The sequence below is a fragment of the Paenibacillus ginsengihumi DSM 21568 genome, assembly GCF_000380965.1.
GTDB lineage: Bacteria > Bacillota > Bacilli > Paenibacillales > NBRC-103111 > Paenibacillus_G > Paenibacillus_G ginsengihumi.
Genome location: NZ_KB905554.1, coordinates 114,564 through 134,207, shown reverse-complemented (window position 1 = coordinate 134,207; position 19,644 = coordinate 114,564). Strand labels below are relative to the sequence as shown.

22 protein-coding genes are annotated in these 19,644 nt (G+C 60.3%); 2 read left to right on the top strand and 20 right to left on the bottom strand.

Annotation, left to right across the window (positions count from 1 at the left end):
* Positions 1 to 222: 222 nt before the first annotated feature.
* From rnc to F591_RS0106015, 10 genes are all read right to left on the bottom strand, one after another.
* On the bottom strand, positions 223 to 927 hold the full coding sequence (rnc, locus tag F591_RS0106060) for a ribonuclease III (RefSeq protein WP_019533697.1): 705 nt from the start codon (positions 925 to 927) through the stop codon (positions 223 to 225).
* A gap of 151 nt (positions 928 to 1,078) precedes the next feature.
* Positions 1,079 to 2,317 carry a beta-ketoacyl-ACP synthase II gene (gene fabF / locus F591_RS0106055; RefSeq protein ID WP_026326403.1) on the bottom strand — a complete coding sequence of 413 codons (1,239 nt, stop codon included), beginning with the start codon at positions 2,315 to 2,317 and terminating at the stop codon, positions 1,079 to 1,081.
* Between the two features lie 166 nt (positions 2,318 to 2,483).
* The gene (gene acpP / locus F591_RS0106050; RefSeq protein ID WP_019533695.1) at positions 2,484 to 2,717 is read right to left on the bottom strand and encodes an acyl carrier protein; all 234 of its coding nucleotides are present in this window, start codon (positions 2,715 to 2,717) and stop codon (positions 2,484 to 2,486) included.
* 122 nt (positions 2,718 to 2,839) lie between these two features.
* A complete protein-coding gene (gene fabG / locus F591_RS0106045; RefSeq protein ID WP_019533694.1) occupies positions 2,840 to 3,580 on the bottom strand; it encodes a 3-oxoacyl-[acyl-carrier-protein] reductase in 741 nt (246 codons plus the stop codon).
* A 72-nt stretch (positions 3,581 to 3,652) separates the two neighbouring features.
* Positions 3,653 to 4,591, bottom strand: a complete 939-nt coding sequence (gene fabD / locus F591_RS0106040; RefSeq protein ID WP_019533693.1) for an ACP S-malonyltransferase — start codon at positions 4,589 to 4,591, stop codon at positions 3,653 to 3,655.
* A gap of 109 nt (positions 4,592 to 4,700) precedes the next feature.
* Complete coding sequence (locus F591_RS0106035) at positions 4,701 to 5,687, bottom strand: beta-ketoacyl-ACP synthase III (RefSeq protein WP_026326402.1); 987 nt, start codon at positions 5,685 to 5,687, stop codon at positions 4,701 to 4,703.
* A 1-nt stretch (position 5,688) separates the two neighbouring features.
* The gene (gene plsX / locus F591_RS0106030) at positions 5,689 to 6,690 is read right to left on the bottom strand and encodes a phosphate acyltransferase PlsX (protein WP_019533691.1); all 1,002 of its coding nucleotides are present in this window, start codon (positions 6,688 to 6,690) and stop codon (positions 5,689 to 5,691) included.
* Positions 6,674 to 7,288, bottom strand: coding sequence for a transcription factor FapR (gene fapR / locus F591_RS0106025; protein ID WP_026326401.1), 615 nt, complete (start codon positions 7,286 to 7,288; stop codon positions 6,674 to 6,676). The genes plsX and fapR overlap by 17 nt, the downstream gene beginning before the upstream one ends.
* 186 nt (positions 7,289 to 7,474) lie before the next feature.
* On the bottom strand, positions 7,475 to 7,648 hold the full coding sequence (rpmF, locus tag F591_RS30055; protein WP_083935330.1) for a 50S ribosomal protein L32: 174 nt from the start codon (positions 7,646 to 7,648) through the stop codon (positions 7,475 to 7,477).
* 35 nt (positions 7,649 to 7,683) lie between these two features.
* Positions 7,684 to 8,211 (bottom strand): YceD family protein, encoded by a 528-nt coding sequence (locus F591_RS0106015; RefSeq protein WP_019533688.1) that lies wholly within the window; start codon positions 8,209 to 8,211, stop codon positions 7,684 to 7,686.
* Between the two features lie 202 nt (positions 8,212 to 8,413).
* Here F591_RS0106015 and F591_RS0106010 point away from each other — a divergent pair, with 202 nt between their 5' ends.
* The gene (locus F591_RS0106010) at positions 8,414 to 9,646 is read left to right on the top strand and encodes a nucleotidyltransferase (protein ID WP_019533687.1); all 1,233 of its coding nucleotides are present in this window, start codon (positions 8,414 to 8,416) and stop codon (positions 9,644 to 9,646) included.
* Positions 9,647 to 9,802: 156 nt separating this feature from the next.
* On the opposite strand, the gene F591_RS0106005 is transcribed toward F591_RS0106010, so the two are convergent.
* On the bottom strand, positions 9,803 to 10,909 hold the full coding sequence (locus F591_RS0106005) for a SepM family pheromone-processing serine protease (protein WP_019533686.1): 1,107 nt from the start codon (positions 10,907 to 10,909) through the stop codon (positions 9,803 to 9,805).
* A 127-nt stretch (positions 10,910 to 11,036) separates the two neighbouring features.
* On the opposite strand from F591_RS0106005, the gene F591_RS0106000 reads away from it, so the two are divergent.
* On the top strand, positions 11,037 to 12,278 hold the full coding sequence (locus F591_RS0106000; protein ID WP_019533685.1) for a nucleoside recognition domain-containing protein: 1,242 nt from the start codon (positions 11,037 to 11,039) through the stop codon (positions 12,276 to 12,278).
* A 15-nt stretch (positions 12,279 to 12,293) separates the two neighbouring features.
* On the opposite strand, the gene coaD is transcribed toward F591_RS0106000, so the two are convergent.
* From coaD to F591_RS0105950, 9 genes are all read right to left on the bottom strand, one after another.
* Positions 12,294 to 12,791: a pantetheine-phosphate adenylyltransferase gene (gene coaD / locus F591_RS0105995; RefSeq protein WP_019533684.1), complete on the bottom strand. Its 498-nt coding sequence runs from the start codon at positions 12,789 to 12,791 to the stop codon at positions 12,294 to 12,296.
* Positions 12,781 to 13,389: a 16S rRNA (guanine(966)-N(2))-methyltransferase RsmD gene (gene rsmD / locus F591_RS0105990; protein ID WP_019533683.1), complete on the bottom strand. Its 609-nt coding sequence runs from the start codon at positions 13,387 to 13,389 to the stop codon at positions 12,781 to 12,783. Before rsmD ends, coaD begins: the two co-directional genes overlap by 11 nt.
* Before the next feature lie 277 nt (positions 13,390 to 13,666).
* Positions 13,667 to 13,927 carry a phage holin family protein gene (locus tag F591_RS0105985; protein WP_019533682.1) on the bottom strand — a complete coding sequence of 87 codons (261 nt, stop codon included), beginning with the start codon at positions 13,925 to 13,927 and terminating at the stop codon, positions 13,667 to 13,669.
* A 77-nt stretch (positions 13,928 to 14,004) separates the two neighbouring features.
* The gene (locus tag F591_RS0105980) at positions 14,005 to 14,859 is read right to left on the bottom strand and encodes an ATP-dependent DNA ligase (protein ID WP_019533681.1); all 855 of its coding nucleotides are present in this window, start codon (positions 14,857 to 14,859) and stop codon (positions 14,005 to 14,007) included.
* Positions 14,860 to 15,892: 1,033 nt separating this feature from the next.
* The gene (locus tag F591_RS0105975; protein WP_040741177.1) at positions 15,893 to 16,330 is read right to left on the bottom strand and encodes a DUF441 domain-containing protein; all 438 of its coding nucleotides are present in this window, start codon (positions 16,328 to 16,330) and stop codon (positions 15,893 to 15,895) included.
* A 401-nt stretch (positions 16,331 to 16,731) separates the two neighbouring features.
* Positions 16,732 to 17,157: a DUF350 domain-containing protein gene (locus F591_RS0105965; RefSeq protein ID WP_040741176.1), complete on the bottom strand. Its 426-nt coding sequence runs from the start codon at positions 17,155 to 17,157 to the stop codon at positions 16,732 to 16,734.
* A gap of 28 nt (positions 17,158 to 17,185) precedes the next feature.
* Positions 17,186 to 18,469 carry a glutathionylspermidine synthase family protein gene (locus F591_RS0105960; protein ID WP_019533677.1) on the bottom strand — a complete coding sequence of 428 codons (1,284 nt, stop codon included), beginning with the start codon at positions 18,467 to 18,469 and terminating at the stop codon, positions 17,186 to 17,188.
* A gap of 25 nt (positions 18,470 to 18,494) precedes the next feature.
* A complete protein-coding gene (locus F591_RS0105955; RefSeq protein ID WP_019533676.1) occupies positions 18,495 to 18,797 on the bottom strand; it encodes a hypothetical protein in 303 nt (100 codons plus the stop codon).
* Positions 18,798 to 18,868: 71 nt separating this feature from the next.
* Positions 18,869 to 19,327 carry a hypothetical protein gene (locus F591_RS0105950; protein ID WP_019533675.1) on the bottom strand — a complete coding sequence of 153 codons (459 nt, stop codon included), beginning with the start codon at positions 19,325 to 19,327 and terminating at the stop codon, positions 18,869 to 18,871.
* Between the last annotated feature and the right edge of the window lie 317 nt (positions 19,328 to 19,644).

Sequence of the window (19,644 nt, the reverse complement as noted above, 5' to 3'; positions counted from 1 at the left end):
CTAAAGGGCCGCGCCGCAAGCTTCCCGGATGGCTTGCCCATCGTGAAATCGGGCGGTTGCTCCGCCCGGGCGCCATGACCGCGGGCCGAAGGGGACGACCGCGGGCCAGCACCCGATCGTCGCCAGGCGTCAATGCAGCAAAAAAGGCAAAGCTTCCGGGAATGACCGGTACCAAGAGCCGAATCATCCATGCTGCGGAAAGCTTTGCCTTAAGTCCGAACGTTACGACGGCTTCACCTTGACGTCAAGGGCATCCAGCGCCTGGGCCGCCGCCTGCTGCTCCGCCTCTTTCTTCGAGCGGCCGGCGCCCCGGCCGAGCAGCCGTTCGTGCAAATACACTTCGGCCACGAACTCCCGCTCGTGTGCCGGCCCCCGCTCGTCAACGATCCTGTATTCGGGAGACCCGAGGCTGTGCTGCTGGGCGTGCTCCTGGAGGAACGTCTTGTAATCGGCCGTCAGAAGCCTGCCTTGATTCGGCAAGTTCGGGAACATGTGGGCGCGAAGAAATTCGCGCACCTTGTCCATGCCAAGATCCAGGTACAAGGCGCCGATGAACGCTTCGAACACGTCTGCAAGCAGCGCCGGCCGCATTCTTCCGCCGGTCTGCTCCTCGCCTTTGCCAAGCAGCACATACGAGCCGAACTCGAGCCGCTCGGCAAATCCTACCAGCGAAGATTCGCATACGATGGACGCGCGCAGCTTGGTCAGCTCGCCCTCGGGACGATTGGGGTATTTCTCGAACAAATATTCGGAGACAGCCAGTTCCAGGACGGCGTCCCCGAGAAATTCCAGCCGTTCGTTGTCCTTATGATGGAGCGAGCGATGCTCGTTCACGTAGGATGCATGAGTGAAAGCCTGGCGCAAAATGTCGGGATTGCGAAACGCCAGCTTCAGCTCCGTCTGCAGCTGCTTCAGATTGCGGTGCATAATTCGTCACCTCTTGTGCGAGCCGTGATAGGTTTGCCGGATGCGCCCGATAAGCTCCGCGGCTGGCGGAATATCCCGCAAGCCCGCGGACAATCGGTTATCGTTAATGTAATCTTGGATCTTGGCCTTTATGCCCGGGCCATTCGCATCTTTAGCCTTCGAATTTCTTCATCACGATGGTGGCGTTGTGCCCGCCGAATCCGAAGGAATTCGACATGACCGTGCGAAGGTCCGCTTTCCGCGCCGCATTCGGCACATAATCGAGGTCGCACTCGGGATCTTGATTCTCGAGATTGATCGTCGGCGGAATGTAACCGTTCGTGAGGGAGAGCGCGCAAATGACGGCTTCCACACCGCCGGCGGCGCCGAGCAGATGGCCCGTCATCGACTTCGTCGAGCTGACCGCCAGCTTGTACGCATGCTCGCCGAACGCCGCCTTGATCGCCGCCGTCTCGGACTTGTCGCCGACCGGCGTGGAGGTGCCGTGCGCGTTGATATAATCGACCGCCTCCGGCGCGATGCCGGCGTCCTTCAGCGCTTTCGTCATGCAGCGGGCTGCGCCGTCCGGGTCCGGGTCGGTCATGTGGTAAGCGTCGCCGCTCATGCCGTAGCCGATGACCTCGCCGTAGATGCGGGCGCCGCGCTTCTGCGCATGCTCCAGCGATTCAAGCACGAGAATGCCGGAGCCTTCGCCCATGACGAATCCGTCGCGGTCCACGTCGAACGGCCTGCTCGCCTTGTGCGGCTCGTCGTTGCGGGTCGACATCGCCCGCAGCGCGCAGAAGCCGGCGACCCCTGTCGGGCTGATCGTCGCTTCGGCGCCGCCGCAAATCATGACGTCCGCGTCGCCGCGCTGGATCGTTTTGAAAGCGTCCCCGATCGAATGCGTGCCTGTAGCGCAAGCGGTCACTGCCGTGCTGTTCGGCCCTTTGGCGCCGGTCAGCATGGAAATTTGGCCGGAGGCCATGTTCGCGATCATCATCGGAATGAAGAACGGGCTGACGCGCTTCGGTCCTTTCTCCAGCAGCGTCTTATGCTGCTCCTCCCATGTCGTCAGGCCGCCGATTCCGGAGCCTACGTACACTCCGACGCGATCCGGGTCGGTATCCTCCTTGATATTCAGCCCCGCATCCTGCAAGGCCATCCGGGCCGCCGCCACGGCAAACTGGACGAAGCGGTCCATGCGCCGCGCTTCCTTCTTATCCATATATTCCTCAGGGCTAAAATCCTTGATCTCGGCTGCAATCCGGGTCGGATACTCGCTCGTATCGAATGCCTCGATCAAGCTGACGCCCGACTTGCCTTCCATCAAACTGTTCCAAAACGTTTCGAGGTCGCGACCGAGAGAGGACATAACGCCTAGACCCGTAATAACGACTCTTTGCTTCACGATATCCACCTCTATCTAAAATAACTTGCGTTATTTGCTTGCTTTATCAATTGTGATTGCATCGAAGGACGGTTCCGGAAAAGAAATGTCGTTTCAAGCCGCTGCAGCTTGACTATTCATGAATGGAGATAAGTCCCGTCATGCTTGCAACGGGACTTAATTCGGCTCAGGTATGGGATTTTATGTACTCCACTACTTGACCTACCGTAGTGATCTTCTCTGCGTCTTCGTCAGAGATCTCCATATCGAACTCATCTTCCAATTCCATTACCAATTCGACTACGTCGAGAGAATCGGCACCCAGGTCATCCTTAAACGATGCTTCGAGGGTAACTTCCGCCTCGTCCACGTCAAGACGATCAACCACGATGCGCTTCACGCGATCGAAAATATCGGACATCCGGTTCACCTCCTCCTTGGTATTATACTTAACTTATGGACAAATTGCCATAGCTTGTCCCGGCGGCGAAGAAAAAAACAAATTTTGCGAAAATTCCTCGTTTCTCGCGCTTTTTGCCTTGCTTACATGTACATGCCGCCATCGACATGGATCGTTTGTCCTGTCATGTAGGAGGCGTCGTCGGAGGCCAAAAAGCGAACGGCGCGCGCGATATCCTCCGGCTGCCCCATGCGGGCGAGCGGAATTTGCTGCAGCAGTTGTCCCCGCATATCCTCAGGCAGCTTGTCGGTCATATCGGATTGGATAAAGCCCGGTGCGACGCAGTTCACCGTAATGCCCCGCGAGGCCAGCTCCCTGGCCGCCGCCTTGGTCATGCCGATAACGCCCGCCTTGGCCGCCACATAGTTGACCTGGCCCGGATTGCCGAGCGCGCCCACGACGGAGGAAATATTGATGATCCGGCCGGAGCGCTGCTTCATCATCGGGCGGGTCGCTGCTTTGACGCAGTTGAACACGCCCTTCAGGTTGGTAGCGATCACCTGGTCGAACTCTTCCTCTTTCATCCTCATGATCAGGTTGTCGCGGGTGATCCCGGCATTGTTCACGAGAATATCGATCCGGCCGAACGCATCCAGCGTCTGCCTGAACATCTCTTCGACGTCCTGCGTCGAGCTGACGTCCGCCTTCACCATGAACGACTCGCGTCCCAGCTCCTTGATGCGCTGAACTACCTCGGAGGCGGCCGCTTCGCTGCCCGCATAGTTGACGGCGACGTCGGCGCCGGCTGCCGCCAGCTCAAGCGCAATGGCCCGGCCGATACCGCGGGACGCTCCGGTAACGAGCGCTTTTTTTCCGGTAAGCATAGTTTCGGTTTTCCCTCCCTGAACGGTTCGTATTCATTCGCGCGTTTTCTCTATTCGTCTTTAAGTGCGTCTTCACGCCATCGCCTGGGCAAAAGCGTCCAGCGCAGCCGCGCTGTTGATCGAGTGGGTCTTGACGCTGCGGTCGATTTTTTTGATCAATCCGGCGAGCACCGTGCCCGAGCCGAACTCGATGAACGTATCGACGCCCTGCTCGATCAGCCAGACGACGGTATCCTCCCACAGCACGGAGGAATGCACCTGATCGACAAGCAGGCGACGGATCTCGTCCGGGCCTTGCGCCGGACGGGCCGTGACGTTCGCCACGACGGGCGCCTCGGCGGGACGCACCTCCAGCTCCGCCAGCACGCCGGCCAGCCGCTCCGAGGCAGGCTTCATGAGCGACGAATGGAACGGCCCGCTCACCTCAAGCGGCACGACGCGCTTGGCGCCGGCCTCCTTGCCGCGCTCGACGACCGCCTGCACGCCCTCCTTGCTGCCGGATACGACGATTTGCCCCGGGCAGTTCAGATTCGCCAGCTCGACCGCCTGGCCTAAAGCGCTGATCGAGGCGCACAGCTCCGCCAGCGCCGTCCGCTCCGCGCCGAGCACGGCCGCCATTGCGCCGCGGCCGCCCGGCACCGCCTGCTCCATAAATTCGCCGCGGGCGCGCACCGTGCGCACCGCGTCCTCGAAACCGATCGCTCCGGCGGCGACAAGCGCGGTATATTCGCCAAGGCTGTGTCCCGCCAAAAAATCGGGCTTCAGCTCGCAGCGATCGCGGAATACTTGCCAATACGCGATGCTTGTCGCCAGCAGCGCCGGCTGCGTATGATACGTCTGCTTGAGCTGCTCTTCCGGCCCCTCGAAAATGATCCGGCTCAGCTCAAAGCCCAGCGCCCGGTCGGCCGCTTCGAATACGCCGCGCGCCCTGGGCTCGGACTCGTAAATGTCGCGGCCCATGCCGACGGCCTGCGCGCCTTGCCCAGGAAAGACAAATGCCGTTTTCCCCATGCGGATCTCCTCCTTGAATCATCGGTCACATCTATCGTATATCGGCCGTTCGAACGTTGATCGGCCGTATGTCGTCGTCCGAAGACGCGCGGGCTCCGCGCTTTTCGAATTACCAGACGAGCGCCGCGGCGCCCCATGTAAGCCCGCCGCCGAAGCCGACAAGCAGCAGCTTGTCCCCTTCCTTGACGCGCCCGCTCTCCACCGCCTCGGCCAATGCGAGCGGAATGGAAGCGGCCGAAACGTTCCCGTACTTGTCCAAATTGATCATCGCCTTGTCTTCGCTCAGGTGAAGCTTTTGCAGGGCGGATTGGATGATGCGGATATTCGCCTGGTGCGGCACCAGCAGGTCGATCTCGGCCTTGTCGATCCCCGCTTTGCGCAGCGCTTCCTCTGCGGCGCTGCCCATGATCCGCACGGCGAACTTGAACACCTCGCTGCCGGCCATATAAATGAAATGGCGCTTGCTCTCAAGGCTTTCCGGCGAAGCCGGGCAGCGCGAGCCGCCGCCTTCCACCTTGAGCAGTTCGCCGCCGGAGCCGTCGGCGCCGAGCTCGAACGAACGGAAGCCGCGGCCTTCCGGCACCGCTCCCAGCACGACGGCCCCGGCCCCGTCGCCGAACAGCACGCACGTGTTGCGGTCCGTGTAGTCGGTAATTTTGGACAGGCATTCCGCACCGACGACGAGCGCGTACTTGTACGTTCCCGTCGCGATGAAATTGGACGCGTTGGCGAGACCGTAAATAAAGCCGGAGCAGGCGGCCGACAGATCGAAGGCAGCCGCTTTCTTCGCGCCGAGCTTCTCCTGCAGAATGCAGGCCGTCGACGGGAAGGCCATGTCCGGCGTAATCGTGGCGACGATGATCAGATCGAGCTCCTCGGCGCGTATCCCGGCGTTGGATAGCGCCTCCAGGGACGCCTCGTAAGCGAGGTCGGAGGAAGCCTGCTCCGCGGCGGCCAGTCTCCGCTCGCGAATGCCCGTCCGCGTCACGATCCATTCGTCGTTTGTATCCACCATCTGCTCCAGATCCTGATTCGTCAGCACGCGCTCGGGCACATATTTGCCTGTTCCGATAATTCCGACAGGTATTAAACTCATGTTAACCATCCAACTCGCTTCCCTTGCTGATTTCCGCAGATATGCTGCGGACCAAATCGTTTTGCACCGCGATGCGCGCTTGTCTTACCGCATTCTTGAAGGCGACGGCGTCCGAGGAGCCGTGGCTCTTCAGCACCAGCCCGTCGATGCCGAGCAGCGGCGCGGCGCCATGCTCATTGTAGTCCATCTTGCGCTTGAAATCCGTGAGGCCCTTCTTCAGGACGGCGGCCGCCAGCTTCGTCGCCCACGAGCGCATAAATTCCGCTTTCAGTGCGGAGAAGATCATCTGCGCCGCTCCTTCGAACGACTTGAGCATAATATTGCCGGCGAAGCCGTCGCACACCAGCACGTCGCACGGCTTCTGCAGCACGTCGCGCGACTCGACGTTGCCGACGAAGCGGATCGGCGCCGCTTCGAGCAGCGGGTAGGCCGCTTTCGTCAGCTCGTTGCCCTTCATGGCCTCTGTCCCGACGTTAAGCAGTCCGACCCGGGGCTCGGCCAAGCCGTGCACCTTCCTGCGGTAAATGCTGCCCATGATCGCATACTGCAGCAGCTGCTCGGGCGTGGCATCCATGTTGGCGCCGAGATCGAGCGCGAGCACCCCTTCCCCGTCGGAGGTCGGCAGCATCGGCGCCAGCGCCGGCCTCTCGATGCCGCGAATGCGCCCGACGACAAGCAGCCCCGTCGTCATGAGCGCTCCCGTATTGCCGGCGGAGATGAAGGCGTCGGCTTCCCGCTCCTTCACCATGCGGCCGCAGACGACCATCGAGGAATCTTTCTTGCGCCTTACCGCCTTGACCGGCTCGTCCTCCGCTTCGATCGTTTCCGAAGCATGACGCACCTGAAGGTTCGGCGGCTTGCGCTCAAGCAGCGGCTCGATGCGGGCGGCGTCACCGACCAGTATAATCGTGGCGTCGCTCCATTCCTCCGCCGCGGCGACCGCTCCTTGTACCGGCGCCTCGGGAGCGCCGTCTCCGCCCATCGCGTCAATCGCGATCCTCATTCGGCTCCCCCTCCTCTCCCTCGGAACGGCCCCTGCTGGAATGATAAATAATAAAGTTGCCCTGGAAGACGATTTCTTCCCCTACATATGTAAACACTTCCACCTTGGCTTTTCCTTTCGACAGGGAGCGCACATACGCCTTGGCGATGCACTTTTCCCCCAGTTTCACTTGACGTACGAAGCGGATGTCCGCCGCAGCCGTCAGCGCTACTTGATCGTTGATCAGCGCCACCGCAAGGGAGTTGGCCTGCGAGAAAATATGATGGCCGCGGGCGATCTTCGTCCGGGAGAACACATGCTCCTCCCCGATCTCGAACATGGAGATCCCGCTCTTGTCCAGCTGCAGGTCGATCACGTCCCCGATCACCTCGTGCAGCGGCAGCGAGCGGACCTGATCGTACGACTGCTCGGCCATCAGCTTGATTCGTTCGCGGAGCTCCGGAATGCCAAGCTCCAGCCGGTCGAGCCGAATCGTCTGGATGCTGACCTGGAACCGCTTCGTCAGTTCCTCGTCCGTTATAAAAGGGTTCTCTTCAATCGCTCTCGCCAATTGCTGCTGGCGCTGACGTTTCGGAAGCCGTTCGATGACGAGCACCACCTTTGGATAGGTTGATGATTGAAGCTTTGGCACTATACGTATGAGCTGACACTTCATCTTATGACCAAGTAATAAGTGATAGTATACTGGATTCCTGCGCAAAAAGGAAGCTTCCCCGGCTTGTCTGCACAAAAAAATAGCACCTCACCGATGATGAAGGTACTATCTCTTTGGGTTCATATCCAATTACTGGTTGATGATCTCTCTCTTCTTATAATGACCGCATACTTTGCAGACGCGGTGAGCGAGCTTCAGTTCTCCGCAGTTATCGCATTTAACCATGCCCGGAACTTCCAGCTTGAAGTGAGTGCGGCGCTTGTCGCGGCGAGTCTTGGATACTTTTCTGAATGGTACTGCCATGTTCCCACCTCCTTCGACGAAATCAGTCGCTTGCGCTAATCCTTGGATTGTGCAAAAAAATCGGCAAGCCCGGCCAGCCGCGGGTCGACCTTCTCCTGTTTGCAGCCGCACGCTTTCTCGTTGCGGTTCGCTCCGCAAACGGGGCACAGACCTTGGCAGGCTTCGTCGCAAAGCGGCACGTACGGCAGGGCGAGCATTACGCTCTCCGCAAGATAGGGCGCCAGCTCGATCCGCTGGTCGGATACCCATTCCACGTCATAATCCTCATCCGATTCGAGGTTATCCTCCGTCTCCGGGGCCTCGCCCAATGCGAACGTTTCGTGAAAAGGAATCGTCAATGTATGACGAACCGGCCCCAAGCAACGGGAGCAGGGCTGCTCCACTTCGATCGAGAGCTCTCCGGTTACTTCCGCCGTACCGAATTTATCGTGCGCTTCCAGCTTCACATGCAGCGGACCGAAGTCCGTGAGCGAAGCGCTCTTCGGAAGCGTGTCCTGCAAGTCGACGGTCTCTTCAATGCGGACGACGCCTTTGCTCTCCACATCCTTCAGATGAATGAACACGAAGAATCACCCCAAACAGACAAAGTCTATTATAGCGACATGAGTTTCATTTTGTCAACATTTTCAGTCCGTGCTATGATGAAAAATTAGACAAGGACTTTTGCCGGCATTCGCCTGCTGCCGCAAGGAGCGACGAACGTCCAGTCGCCCCGCCGGCGGTTGCGGCGAAAGCTTGCTTCAGCCTGCGAACGGAGGGATTCCCATGCGCACTGTCGGACTGATTGTCGAATACAATCCGCTGCATAACGGTCATCTGTATCATTTCCAACAATCGATGAAGGTATCTTCCGCCGAAGCGGCGATTTGCGTCATGAGCGGGCATTTTCTCCAGCGCGGCGAGCCGGCCCTCGCCGGCAAATGGGCTCGCGCCGAAATGGCTCTGGCGATGGGAGCCGACGTCGTGCTGGAGCTGCCCGTCGCCTTTAGCAGCCAGCCCGCCGAATGGTTCGCCTACGGCGCGGTTTCGGCGCTCGATGCGTGCGGCGTCGTGGACACCCTCTGCTTCGGCAGCGAGAGCGGCGACATCGGCTGGCTGGAGCGGGCGGCGGCGGCCGTATGCGACGAGCCGGAGCCGTTTCGGCGGCTGCTGCGGGAAGAGCTGGCCGCCGGCCGGCCTTACCCCGCCGCTTACAGCCGGGCGCTCGCCCGCTTCATGCCCGGCGTGCAGGAGGCGGAGCTGGCCAAGCCGAACAATACGCTCGGCCTTCATTACCTGATCGCGCTGCGCCGTCTGCGCAGCCGCATCCGGCCGCTGACGATCGCCCGCGCCAAGGCCGCCTATAACCAGACCGATATTTCGGATGCGAGCATCGCCAGCGCAACCGCCATTCGCAAGCTGCTGGCCGAAACCGGTCGCCCGGAAGCAGCCGCTCCCTACATGCCTTTAGCCGCGCTGGCCATCCTGGAGCGGGAATGGGCGGCAGGCCGCGCGCCGATCGATTGGAGCCGCTTCGAGCGCCCCTTGCTGCACCGGCTGGCCGGACTCAGCGCGGCTCAGCTGGCCGAATATGCCGAGGTCGCCGAAGGCCTCGAGCACCGGATCAAACGGTCGCTTGCGACGCTTCCTCCGCTTTCGGGAGGCGCCGTCGAGGCGCTCGTCGAGCGGCTGAAGACGAAGCGGTATACGCGCACGAAGCTGCAGCGCACCCTGCTGCGCATTTTGCTGAACCATACGAAGCCGGAGCTTTCCCGGGAGGTGCTGTCCCGCGGCGTGCCTTACCTGCGCGTGCTCGGCTTTTCGGAGCGCGGCCGCGCCCTGCTGCGGGCGATGAAAAAAGCGGCGAAAGTCCCGGTCATCGAAAAGGTGACGACCGAAGACTCGCCGCTTCTGGCCATGGATATCCGGGCGACCTCCGTCTATGCGCTCGGTTATGACGCCCCGGATTCCCGCGACTTGCTGCGCGATTATTACGAGCCGCCGGTCCGCACGCCTTAGACGCCCGTCCATGACATCGGCTTCGACCGTGCGCGGCAAAGCCGGTCCGCACGCCTTAGACGCCCGGGCGTTAACCGCGAACGCGCTGCCGACAGCGGCTGGCAAGCAGCCGACGCGGCATTGACGCGGCAAGCCGCAGAAACCCGGCGGCAAGCTTTACGACCCCGGCTGCTTCGGATCGAGGCCGGCCAAATATTGCAGCGCTTCGTCGATCGTGCCGACAGGCACGATCGACATCCTCGAGCCGATCTGTTTGGCGCGGGCCAGGGCATCGGAATAGTTGGGCGCCTTGAGCTTCCCGTCCGGGGATGTATAGTCCTTCGGACTGAAGAAAATGTCGGCACCCGCCCGGTCGGCGGCTACCACCTTATGCTGAATGCCGCCGATCTGGCCGACGTTGCCGTCCGTATCGATCATGCCGGTGCCGGCGATTTTGTAGCCTTTGGAAATATCGTGCGGGGACAGCCGGTTATAAATTTCGAGCGCGAACATCAGGCCCGCCGACGGCCCGCCGATTTCCCCGGCTTGAATATGTACCTGCTTGTCGGGCGAACTGGCCTTGACGCTCTGCACGTTCGCGGATACGATCCCGAGTCCGGCCCGCCGCTCCGGCGCATTCCCGCCCGGCTCGCCGGAGGCGAGCGGCAGAACGGCCAGCTCGATCTCCGCGGTATGATCCGTCCCGTCCCGGCGGAACGTCAGCGAGATGGCGTCCCCGGCCCGCTTCCCCTGAAGCTCCTCCTGAAGCTCCTCCGTCGTACGCACCGGCTTGTCTCCGGCTTTCACAATGACGTCCCCGGGCCGCAGCACGCCTCTCGCCGGAACCCCCTCATGCACCTGCACAACCATGACCCCGTCCCGGCTGATCTCATAAGGAATGCCCAGCTTCTTGTAGGCGGCTTGAATGGCGTTAGCCTGCGAAGAAAGCATGACGGCCTCCTGCCGCTGGGAATATTCGTCAATCGTCTCGCCCCCTTGCAGCAGCTCGGATTGCAGCCGCACCTCTTCCAGGCCGTTCAGCATCGCCTTTAAATAACCGAACAAGGTCGCTCCGCTGACGCTGACTGTCGTCAGCATGAATTCGCCCTTATCTTCATAGCGGAACTCTTCGATCTGGACCATCGGCCGAACGTTTTCTGCCGTGCCCGGCTTGAAAATAAACAAAGGCAGCGGCAAAAAGTAAACGGCATACACCGCAATAATGGCGATAAAGACGGAAAATACGATGCGCGACGCGCTTCTCAAATGCTTAGCCTCTCCCATGCGCTGTTGTCTCCCCCGGCTCTCGGATTCTTCACATCGACTGCATAAGTATCGTACGCCCGCTTGGTCTAAACCATTCGGACAAAGCGTAGACATGTACCAATTCGATTGCTGGAGTGATGCCGACATGTCTAGCCCGTCCTTCTCCGTGTCCCCGCGGGCGACCACATATCTCCTGGGCGCCGGCGCGCTGACGCTGATCGTCAGCATTATCCTTCATCCCGACCGGGCGTTCCAAGCATCGCTGCAGGGCTTGACGCTGTGGTGGAAATATGTATTTCCGGCGCTGCTGCCTTTTTTGATGATTACCGAAATCATGCGCGGGCTCGGCGGCATTCATTGGCTCGGCGCGCTGATGGAGCCTCTGCTGCGGACGCTGCTGCGTCTTCCCGGCCTCGGCGGCTGGGCGATCGCCCTCGGCCTCACGGCCGGCGCGCCGGCGGGAGCCTCGGCCGTAGGCGCGCTGCGCCGGGACGGGCACCTGGACCGGGACGAAGCGGAGCGGCTGCTTGCCGTCTCGCATCTGATGAGTCCCGTGCTGATGATTACCGTCGTCGGCGTCGGTTTTTTGCACGATGCGGCAGCCGGCCTCGCTCTGGCCCTGATTCATTACGCCGCAGCCCTGCTCATGATGCTGCTCTGCCGAAGGCGGGCGGCCTCCGCTTCCGGTGCCCGCGAGGCTCTGCCTGCGGACGGCGTCTTCGGCCGGGCGTTTGCCGCGCTTGCGGAAGCGAGGCGGCAGGACGGCCGCGCCTTCGGCAGGCTGCTCGGCGATTCGGTCATGGCAAGCGTGCAGCAGCTCTTCGTGCTCGGCGGCTACATCATGATGTTCTCGGTGCTGCTGCAGATGATCGCCTCCTCCGGCCTGCTGCCTTCGCTTTCCCCTACGGCAGACGGAGCTGGCGGCAGCGGCGGGACGATCACGGGAGCGCTCGCGGCCGCCTTCCTCGAGCCCCATCTCGGCAGCTACGCCTTGTCGCAGACGGATGCTCCCGGCTCCTGGCCATATGCGCTGCTCAGCCTGATGCTGGCCTGGGGCGGCTTGTCCGTCCACGCCCAGACGGTCACCCTGATGGCCGGGACGGATCTGCGCTACTCCCGCTTCCTGCTGGCCCGGCTTATCCATGGCGGCATCGCCTTCGCCTTGACGCTGGCCGCCTGGCAGCCGCTAATGAAGTGGCTGTCCGGCTCCGCCCCCTCCGCGGTTTCGGCCTTTCCCGCAGCGCATGCCGGGCTAAGGGCAGCGCCGCATTCGCTGTGGCCGCTGATCAGTCCGATGATGCTGCAGTTCGCCGTCGTCCTGCTGCTTCTGCTCGTGCTGTCCGTATTCGCCGCTTTTCTGTTCAAACGCAAAGAACGGCAGGATTAGGCCTGCCGATGCCTTCTAGCCTCCGCTGAATTTTCGGGTCAGCGCCCGTTCTACCTCCGGCGGCACCAGATCGCTGACCGGCCCGTGAAAGCGGGCGATTTCTTTGACGATACTGGAGCTTAAAAAAGAATACTGCGGCGTCGACGGCATAAAGAACGTTTCGATATCCTCGGAAAGATGGCGGTTGTTCAAGGCGAGCTGCAGCTCGTACTCGAAGTCGGAGACCGCTCTTAAGCCGCGGACGACCAGATGCGCGTTCTTTTGCTTCATATAACTGATCAGCAGATCGCGGAAGCCGTCGATCTCCACGTTCGGCAAATCGGCCGTCGCCTGCCGCAGGAGCTCCAACCGTTCTTCCAGCGTAAACAGCGGATTTTTGCTTGTATTGTTGAGCACGGCCACGATCAGCTTGTCAAACACTTTGGCCGCCCGGCGAATGATGTCGAGGTGCCCGTTCGTTACCGGGTCGAAGCTCCCCGGATACACCGCCACCTTCCAGCCCTTATCTTCCATTGTCTTCAACTCCTCTGACTTCCGCTTCTTCTTCCGATGCGAGCCCTTCCAGGCGGCGGTACACCGTAATGGCCGTATCGCCATATTCCGCCCGGCGAGTCGGCCTCAAATCCCCGTACGCCGTATCGTGCCGATCCTCCGCGTCATGCTCGAGCACGACGATCGCCCGGCCGCTCAGCAGCCCGCCGTCTGTCAAACGCTCCAGCAGCTCCGGAATGACCTTCATTTTATAGGGAGGGTCGATAAATACAAGATCGAACGTCTTGCCCCGCTTGGCAAGCGCCTTCAGCGCCCGGACGGCGTCGTTCCTGTAAACCTCCGCGCAAGCGGCAAAGCCCGCAGCCTGCAAATTGTGCCGCACCGTCTCCAGCGCTTTCTTGTCGGCGTCGATCAGCACGGCCCGGCTCATCCCCCGGCTCAAGGCCTCGATGCTCAGCCCGCCTGTGCCCGCGAATAAATCCAGCACCTCGCCGCCGTCGAAATACGGCCCGATCATGCTGAAGATCGCTTCCTTCACCTTGTCGGTCGTCGGCCTCGTTCCCATGCCAGGGACGGCTTTCAGCGTCCTTCCCCTGGCGCTGCCCGAAATAACTCTCATGCGTTGTCACCTTCACCGGATAGTAATGCTATCGTACCATAATCGGATTCATTTGCAAAAAAAATCGAAAAATATTTTTTCCTGAAGGGGTATATTTTGCGGCCAATCGGTGCATGCTTATATCAACGACATGAAAATGTCGTAGACAACCGCGGAGAAGACTTACGTTCCCCATAAGCTCTTCGTCCGGTTTCTCCTCTCCCATGAAAAGGCCTCGTCGTGAGACGAGGCCTGAAATCTTTTCGCAAGCGGCTTAAGTCCGCTTTTCCCATATAGGTCAATCCCGCTCGCGCGTCTGCTTGAGCAATTGATGGCCATACACCGAGAACGCCCCGGCCAGTATGCCCTGGATGATCGCTTCGGGACCGAAGCCAAGCAGCCATACGGTAAGCAGCACAGCGGCGACCGTGACAATATATACGATCGTCCAGTCCGGGACCCGGGGGGTTTGCTTCAGCATATACCCGAAAGCCCAGCAAGCGGCAACAACAATGAGCAATCGCGGGTTGATCAGCTCGAAGATTGCGTCCCACCCCATCTCCATCCCTCCCGCTATTAATATATGACGGAGCCGATGGCGGGATGTTGGCGATCCGTCCCGGTTCAAACGCTTTTTTACCGCACGAACGCCGCGAACACCGGGGAACGCAGCTGCCCTGCCTTGGTCCAGCCGCGCATGTTCACCCTCGCCTTGAGGAGAGGCGCAAGATAAACCCATTCGCCGTCCTCGCCGGTGAACAGCGCATCCCTGACGCGGTACAGCGTCATTTTGTGCCTGGCCGTAAGCCCGTCCGCCACGACGCCCGCAGGCTGCAAAGCGCCGTTCTTCGATGCGGCCGCTACCAGCAAGCCGCTGCCGCTTTTGCGATATCCGGTAACGACGACCTCGGCCTCGCTCCAGTTGATGATCGCCTGCCAGGCACCGGTCTGGTTTATCACATAGATGGAGTTCGAATGCTTGGCGACGATGCCTTCCCAGCGGCGCTGCTGAATTTCCCGAAACAGCCGCTCTCCTTCCTCTTCGATATACGGAATTTGCGCTATGTATGGATTTCCGAAGCGAATGCCGGACAAAATGCGTTTGCGCTGATACAGGGGCAGCCCCCGCAGATCGGCGCCCTTGTACCGCAAAATATCGAATACGATATAATTGACGGGATCGGCTGCCGCTGCCTGCCGAATGCGCCCCGGATCGCGCAGCGCCAGGCGCTTCTTCACCGCCTCGCCGTCGATGCGGCCCGCGGCGTCGGTTGCGGCCACCTCGCCGTCGAGAACGATATCGTCTGCGGCGATCGGCAGCAGCTCCGGATACTGCAGCGTACAATCAGCCAGCTGTCCGGTATAGAGCCGGGTTCGTCCGCGGCTGCGCGACAACAGAAGACGATGCCCGTCTATTTTAGGCTCAAAGATGAACTCCTCGTCCGTGAACGGAGAGTCTGCCGTCGTAAGCGGCATGGGAGCATAATACACGCAGTCACCACCTCGCATTCGATTATACCAAGGGAAAGCGGGGCGGAATATTGGTAAATAATGTACCCGGCCGGCTCGCCTGCGGCTCGTCCTTGGCGCCGGACGCAAGAAAAACGTCTACCGAGGTCCATTCAAGGATGAGCGGCGCGGTTTGGCAGTTGTTTTTCTTGGCACAAAAAATCGCACTCGCACTTCGCTTGATCGCTGTAGAGCGAGTCCTCTGAGTCACGATATCCTCTCCACCCTCTCTATCCTCTCTAACGCAAGCGACAAACGCTATTTTGCTGAATCGAGCACTTTTTGAAATGTAACGAAACGTAGTAGCGCTGTTTGGTCAGAAACGCTGAATCGGGCAGCCAAACATGCGAATAAGGCTGCTCACTTGCGTTACAATTTCAAATCGAGCGTTTCGAATGAAATAAGCTCTGTGGCTTTCGTTAGCTTAAGGTCGTCCGGCAAAAAACGTGAGCCCCGGCCAGCGAAAACGCTAATCAAAGGGCAAATTCTTATACGCCAAAAAGGACTCCTTGCGGAGTCCCCCGACGGTGAAAGATTTTGGAATACGTCTTGAATCTTGATCGAACCTCGGGTTTACCTATCGAACACTAAGGCTTCGGCACCCCGACTACCTTAACGTGTCTTTGGCACATCCCCTCGCTTCTAACGGGATTCAATAACACCTTCCCCGGTATTTCTCGTTGAAACGTTCAACGGAACCACACCTCTCTTCTCACCGTCGCTTTTAATATGTCCCTTTTCGCCTATCGTTATGCATCTTCGGAACAACGGCGGAGGGCACGGGCAAGAGGACGCTTCGCCGGGCAAGATGAAGGGCGGCCAGCGGTGAACGAACGCCAGGTCGCGGGCGCTGCCTGGAGGCAAAAAAAGCCCCGCCTCATCGATGGCAGTCGGCAGGCGGGGAAATGACGATATATTTTAAAGGGATTGACAATTCATAGTATGAGCCGGAAACATTAAAGAAACCTTAAAAAAGACTCAGTTTTTCATTAAAATCCGGATTTTTGCCGAAATATTATCCTTTTCCGAACAGCAGGGACAAAATCCCGGCGGCGATCAGCGGCCCGACGGGAACGCCCTTGAAAAAGGCGACTCCCAGAACTGTTCCGACCAGCAGGCCTGTGACGATGATCGGCTGGTTCGACATGAGGGTGACGCCGCGGCCCCCCAAATAAGCAACGAGCACGCCCGTCGCCACGGCAAGAAGCGATTTCCAGCTCATGAACGACTCAAGCAGCGACGGCATCGTCAGCTTGCCGCTGGCCAGCGGCGTCATGATGCCGATCGTCAGCAAGATGATGCCCCACGTCAGCCCGTATTTCTCCAGCCACGGAAAGACTTGATGCAGGTTCATGGTCCGCAGAAGCAGCAGCGCGATCATGGCGATCGTGATCGTGCTGTTGTTGCTCAGCACGCCGAGCGCCGCGATCAGCAGCAAAACGAGTGAAGCCATATCGAACGAGAACACGGGTGTTCATCTCCCCTTGCGTATTGTTGGCGCAACATTGTATAGGATGCGTGAGACGGCTCAAAACATCCCCATTCGTTCTCCCTTCGAATCTCCGAAGGTGAAGCTGGTCGCCGAGATGCCGGACGACAGCGGGACGCGCGGGGCCGGCGCGACGACGGCGCGGAGCCGGCGCGACGACGGCACGGAGCTGACGCGAGGCTGCGCGGGCGCCAGCGCGACGCCGACACGGGGCCAGCGCCAGGCCTGCATAGCGCCAGCGCGACGCCGGTGCGAAGCTGCGCGGCTATAAGCGATGGGGCGCCGGATTCGGCGCAAAAATCCCATGCCGCCTTGGAAGCGGCATGGGATTTTTGCACAGGCAAGCGCGACACCGCAACAACCGTTCAGTAGCTGATCAAGGAAGCGAGCAGCAGCCCTGAAGCGATGCTCAGGCAGAAGGAGAAGTTGCCTACCGATACGTTCCCCTTCGGAATTTCGGCGACGACCTTGAACGGCGTGAGCAGCTCGAACAAATAAAAGACAATAATCTGGAACGCCACGCCGATCAGTCCCCAAATGACCAGATCGAGCAGACCGAGCGAATGGTATACGGCAGATGCCAGAACGAGCACCTGGCCGATGATTTTGCCGCCGAGATCGCTGGCCGCCGCTTTGGCGGCCGCGGCCTTGGACGGATCGGAAGTGTCCGCCCCGTCGCGGATCAGACGAAATTCGTTGTACGGAGTCGTCAAATTGAAAAATAAAATCCCGATGCCTACGAGCGGGACCGTAACTCCCAAATACAGCAAAAAATTGAGCAAAGAGCTCATTTGCTCCACGCTTTTTCCCTCCTACCCGTCATATCAATGCGGCCGGCATATAGTACGATAAGTTGCCGGTAATTTTGCCGCCTACGCGAGCAATGACGGCGGACGGCGCGCCGCCGATCAGAAAGCAGCCCCACAGCAGACTGCCGCGAAAACGGCCGGCCAGCGTCTCCGTCTCGATCTCGGGAAGCTGCACGTACTGCTGGTATACCATCGGCTGATCGGCGTATTCGTCCTCCGCGCTTCGCTCCACGGCAAGACCGTCCGCACCGTAGATGGTGACATCGCTTCCTTCCCGGCCGAAAATCGGCTTCGCCACATAAGGGATTCCGGCCGAAGCGAAGCGCGGCTCCAAATACGTTGGCAGCATGTACCGCCCGATCGCCTCGTGCTCCTCCGGCGTATAAAACTCGCCGGCCTCGTGCAGATTCCAGATCAGCGCCTGCAGCGCCTTCGTCTGGGCGACGAACCCGGACGGCGGGTTGATGATCGCCACCCTCCGTTCGGCCGTCAGCCGCAGCGCTTCCTCGCCGGTCGGGAAGCCGTCCGCATCGCTGTCCTCGGCCAGCTTCTCCAGCGCATGCAGCCGGTACCACACATCGACCGGCCGGAGCGGGCCGCACTCGCCGGACGCTTCGGCCGGAGCCCACAGCCGCTCGTCCATCAGGCGCAGATCGGCCAGGGCGGCGAACGACGCCCCGGCGATGCCGGACTGGCGCAGCAAGTAGCGGGTCGTGCCGGCATCCTCCTCGTGCCAGTCCAAGGCGCTGAAGACGACCCGCTCCGCCGCATATCCCTGCTCCCGGTAAGCCTGCAGCAGGCGTCCGAACGCCTCCGTCAGCTGCCGACTGCACCCGCGGTTCGGGTCTTCCGCGCCGTACGCCGCGCAGATGCGCCCGTTGACGTGAAACGCCTCAACTATGCCGGTCGGGGTATCGCTGTTGAACTCCAGCATTTTCACCCCGGACGGCGTGACCGCAAAATCAAACCGGCCGATGAGCGTAGCGATCGACTCGTCGATGCAGAGCCGAATCGCGCCATAGGTCGCCTCCGGCAAACCGAGCTCGCGCCACAGCACAGGCTCTCCCTGCTGAACGACGCGAACGGTGCGGGCGTAAATGCGTCCCAGCGCTTCCGCTGCCGTTCTCATTTCCTGCAGCAAGCTCCGGCCCAGCCCATACAGATCGGCGAGCGCGTATTCCTGCCCGTACATCATGTCCCAGGTGAACAGCCCTTCCGCGCGCAGCGGACCGTACAGCGCTTCCCGCCGCGCGGCGTAGGGCTGCCCGGCTAGAGCAGACTTTCGTCCCTTCAAGGGAGCGTCCTCCTTCCTCCAGCCTTCAGCCCGAGCTCCGCGCGCCGCTGCTGCCGATGCCGCCTTTGGCGCCGCTCGTGATGCCGGAGCTGCTGCTTTTCTTATACGAGCCGTCATCCGTGCCGTAAGAGGCAGACGAGCCGCCGCCCGAACCGTAATACCGGGACGCGCTGCCGGCTCCGCCTCCTCCGTCGTCGCAGTAACCGTCGTTGTTGCGGTCGATGCAATCGCGGGAGCCGGGGCTGTTCTGGCAGCCCGAAGCGAGCACGAGCGCCGTAGCTACGAACAGCGAGACGATTTTGCGCGACCTGTTATGAAACCCTTCCATCCGTTCCTTCCTCCTCCAGAAAAAAACGGCAGGCTGCCTGCAGTAACATGAATGCAGCCCGCCGCAGCGCCCTAATCGGCCTGGCCTGCAGGCTCCGCATAATACACGTAAGTTCGCCGGTCCTCGTCGATCTCCGTCGAGCACCGCTGCCATTCCTTGCCTTCCGCGTACAAATAGTTCGCCTGCAGACGAAGCATCGCTTCCAGCGTGTCGGGAAAGCGGTATGTATGCACAAGCCGATAGTCGGCCGTCCATTCCTTGTACTCCCTCAGCTCCATGGCGACCCCGCCGCCGCTCGGGTCGGGCGGGCTCCAATGCATCGCCCGTTCTCCCTCCGCTTCGCGGACGTAGATGACATAGCAGCCGGTCTCCACCGCCGCGGACGTTTTCTCGAACACTTGGCCTTCTTTCACGAAATAATCGCATGCCAAACGCAGAGCCGCCTCGTCGCGCCCGATTCCGTCATAATAGTACAGAATCGGAAATTCGGCAACCCCTTCCGCATATAACCGATATTCCAATCGAGCCAAACCCACAACTCCTCTCATCGACGATGTACATTAATACGCGCGAGCGGCGAATTGGCTCCTAGGCTGATCGGCCTATTTTTGCCCTGAGCTGCCGGGACGAAGGGCGAGGAAAAATTTTCCCCCTCTTGAAATGCGAATATTTGTTCTGTATGCTAAATAAACTAGAACATATGTTCCTATTTATTCATCCTGCTGCCCGCACCGTCAGGCAAAAAGCGGCCGGTTACCGGAAGAGCCGCCGCGCGATTACGGCCCATGGAAAAAGATTCGCATCGTGTTCGGGCACTCGAGTATGGAGCAGCCACATCCATGGAGCA